The organism is Mesorhizobium sp. M7A.F.Ca.AU.002.02.1.1, assembly GCF_003998535.1.
GTDB lineage: Bacteria > Pseudomonadota > Alphaproteobacteria > Rhizobiales > Rhizobiaceae > Mesorhizobium > Mesorhizobium ciceri.
The window spans coordinates 1-1,841 of sequence record NZ_RZPB01001000.1; the positions used below are offsets into that span (position 1 = coordinate 1).

Annotated in this window: 3 protein-coding genes; all 3 read left to right on the forward strand. The window is 62.8% G+C overall.

Going from position 1 to position 1,841, the window contains the following annotated elements; translation table 11 throughout:
* On the forward strand, window positions 1–683 hold a 683-nt coding region (locus EN879_RS34255), incomplete at its 5' end, for a type II and III secretion system protein family protein (protein ID WP_164774772.1).
* Window positions 684–687: 4 nt separating this feature from the next.
* Entirely contained in the window at window positions 688–957 is a 270-nt protein-coding gene (locus EN879_RS34260; protein WP_013531962.1) for a hypothetical protein, read from the forward strand.
* A 44-nt stretch (window positions 958–1,001) separates the two neighbouring features.
* Window positions 1,002–1,841: response regulator (locus EN879_RS34265; RefSeq protein ID WP_127274629.1), on the forward strand; the 840-nt coding region annotated here is incomplete at its 3' end.

Consider the following 1,841-nt stretch of genomic DNA (forward strand, 5'->3'; position numbering starts at 1 on the left):
CGCTGGAGGAGCGCGGCTTGGCGCGGCGACTGGCCGAGCCGAACCTGATCGCCCGGTCCGGTCAGACGGCGAGCTTCCTCGCCGGCGGCGAGTTCCCGATCCCGGTCTCGGAGGACAACGGCAAGATCTCGGTCAGCTACAAGAAATACGGCGTCAGCCTGGATTTCACGCCGACGGTTCTGAAAGACGGGCTGGTCAGCCTTGATATCGCGCCGGAAGTCTCCTCGATCGATGCGTCGGCCTCCTACAATATCGGGACGATCTCGGTTCCTGGCTTCATCGTGCGCCGTGCCAGGACGTCAGTCGACCTGAAGAACGGCCAGAGCTTCATGATCGCTGGACTGCTGCAGTCGCAAAACGACATCACCACGTCGCGCATTCCGGGCCTCGGCAAGATGCCGGTGCTTGGGGCTCTGTTCTCGTCCAAATCCTATCAGCGGCGCGAGACCGACCTCGTCATCATCGTAACGCCCTATCTGGTCAAGCCGGTCGATCCGTCGAAGAAGCTCGTCGAGCCGACAGATGGCACGCAGCCGGCCAGCAATGCCGACTATTTTCTCAACAACACCGAGGAAGTGAAGGATTCCGATGCCGGTCGCACCGTGGCGCTGGCAGACGGCCGCGTCACTCAACCTGCAGCGGCCGCTTCGGCTGGGCATTTCCTCGACCTGCCGAAGGATTGAAGCCATGCGTCTGGTCTTTGGATCGAGCGTCGCCTTGCTGCTGGCCGGCTTTGCCGCTGGCTGCACCAGCGACGACTATGTGCGCAGCGAAGGGCCAACGGCCGGCGCCGGCAATGCGCAGGCCGCCAACACCGTCATGCAGATGGTCGATCCCTGGAAATACGGGGTCCAGAACACCAGGCTCCTGGTGCCGGCCCAACGAGGCAGTGCCGCGGCTGTCACACCCGATCAGGCGGCCGGTGCCAAGGCGTCGCAGTCGACCACAGGCAACTGATTCAACGGGCAACTGGTCAACGGGCGACCTGACAGGCTGACAGAATGGCAAACGGCATCAAGACCAGGAAGATCCTGCTCGTATCGACCGACAGGACGTTTGCGCAGGACACGCGCACCGCATTTTCCGCCTCCGAGATCATACAGCTCTCGACGGTGGAGAAGAACGTTACCGAGTTGCGCGGTGAGATCCAGGAAGCCGACTTCGGCGCCATCATCGTCGACATGGATGCGGCAAGGCTGGAGGAGGTCGAGTCGCTGCAGCGCATCATGCGTCGGCTGGAGGACAAGGTTCCGGTCGTCGTCGTCACCCAGGAGTTCAACGCGGCCGCGGTGCGTATTCTCGTGCAGCTCAAGGTCGCGGATTTCCTGGTCAAGCCGATCACCACGGCCGATCTGGTGCGCTCCGTGGTACGGGCGCTGCAAGGGCCCGGGCGCGAGGAAAACACCGAGTCGCAAATCTATACCTTCATGCCTGCGGCGGGCGGCGTCGGCACCACGACGCTGGCGCTGCAGACCGCCTTCCAGCTGCATCACTCGGTGACGCGCGGAGCCTCGACCTGCGTCGTCGATCTCAACTTCCAGCAGGGCGCCTGTGCCGAATATCTCGACCTCGAACCGCGTTTCGACATCACCGAGATCGAGAACCAGCCCGAGCGTCTCGACCGCCAACTGCTCGACGTGATGCTGTCCAAGCATGCCAGCGGGCTTTGCGTGCTGGCGGCACCGGCGCATCCAGCCGAGATGCGCTCGTTCAAGACCGATGTCGTGGTGCGCATGCTGGATCTCGTTTCGGCCTATTTCGACAATGTCGTCATCGACATGCCCCGCACCTGGTTTCCATGGACGGAGACCGTGCTGCTCGGTTCCAACAAGCTCTACATC

What these genes read in the sequence shown, in the direction of transcription:
- EN879_RS34260 (WP_013531962.1), top strand. Translation starts at nt 688, where the DNA reads ATGCGTCTGGTCTTTGGATCGAGCGTCGCCTTGCTGCTGGCCGGCTTT.